Source organism: Nocardiopsis sp. NPDC055879 (assembly GCF_053615935.1).
The window spans coordinates 1-1,204 of record NZ_JBSHCT010000024.1; the positions used below are offsets into that span (position 1 = coordinate 1).

Below are 1,204 nucleotides of genomic sequence, written 5' to 3' on the forward strand. Positions count from 1 at the left end.
CCCCCGTTGGACTCGCGTGGGGTCCACCCGTTCTTGAGTCCGACGGTGTCGCCGCCGGTGGCGACGGCCGACACACCCCACGCCTGGTCGGGACCGACCGACTCCATGAGCTCCCGGACGTGCGCTCGGTCCTCCTCGGTGAGCGGCCCTTCGTCGGTGTACAGGGCCCGCAGCAGGCGGATCTGGTCGGAGGGGGTGGTCATGGTGGCGCCCCAGGAGCCGCCCGGATGGGGTTCGGTGCCGGTGAACCCCAGGGATTCGGCGTGGCGCAGGAACCCGTCGGTGAACCCCAGGCGCAGATAGAGACCGTCGGTGACCTCGTTGTCGCTGAAGCGGATCATCTGTTCGACCTGGGCGAGCTCGGTCGCGGTGAGGTCCCGCCCCTCCTCGTCGGCGCTCAGGTGCAGCATGGTCAGCACGGTCAGCTTCGCCACGCTCGCCGAGGGGAAGCGGTCTTGTCCGTTGTGGCTGTAGGTCGTCCCGGTGCGCAGGTCCTGGACGGCGATGCCGAAGTCGACGCCCTCGCCCAGGGCCGCGACACGGTCGTCGAGGGCGGCGCGGGTCTCGGGGGGCAGGGCGGAGCCGCCGATGGCCTGGGCGGGCAGGGGCGCGAAGGGTACGAGCGGCACCCGGGAGTCCACGACCAGTGGGGCCAGCACCGCGTTCGCGGGGAGCGCGGGGACGGCTCCGGCCGGGGTCGCGGCGGGCAGGAGCAGGGCGATGCAGAGGGCGAGCGGGACGGACGCGGCCAGGGGCCGGGTTCGTCTTTCGGCGAGGAGACGCCGGAGCACGCGATCACCGGTTCGTTGCGCCTAGGGGATGGGGGAGGCATCGACCCGGCGGGACGGGCCGTTCGGATTATTATCCACAGCCACCGAGGAGAAATCACCCACCCGATATTGAATCGGTACGGAGTCCCCTCAGGGGCGTCCGGTTCGGGCGTCCTCGTCGATCCCCCGCGCCACCAGCGCCTCTCCCGTGGCCTCGGCCATCCGCAGCAGGTGCACGATCACCGGCACCACCAGGAGGTAGGGCCGCCCTCGCAGGCCACGTGCGCGGTAACCGTCCCCGGCCGCGGCCCAGGCGGTCGCGACCATGGGGATGGACCGGATCGTCAACGCCAGCACCAACGCCACCCGGTCCGGGTCCACCCCGACGTGGCGCAGCGGCCGGGACAGACGTTCGAACAGGTCGAGCATCTCGT

General features: G+C 71.8%; 2 protein-coding genes. Both read right to left on the reverse strand.

The genetic code is table 11. From position 1 onward, the window contains the following. The coding region (locus tag ACWGKS_RS24310; RefSeq protein WP_452524156.1) for a serine hydrolase at nt 1-791 on the reverse strand (791 nt) is incomplete at its 3' end. Between the two features lie 129 nt (nt 792-920). Then, nucleotides 921-1,204 (reverse strand): energy-coupling factor transporter transmembrane component T (locus ACWGKS_RS24315; protein WP_452524158.1); only part of this gene is annotated, 284 nt, incomplete at its 5' end.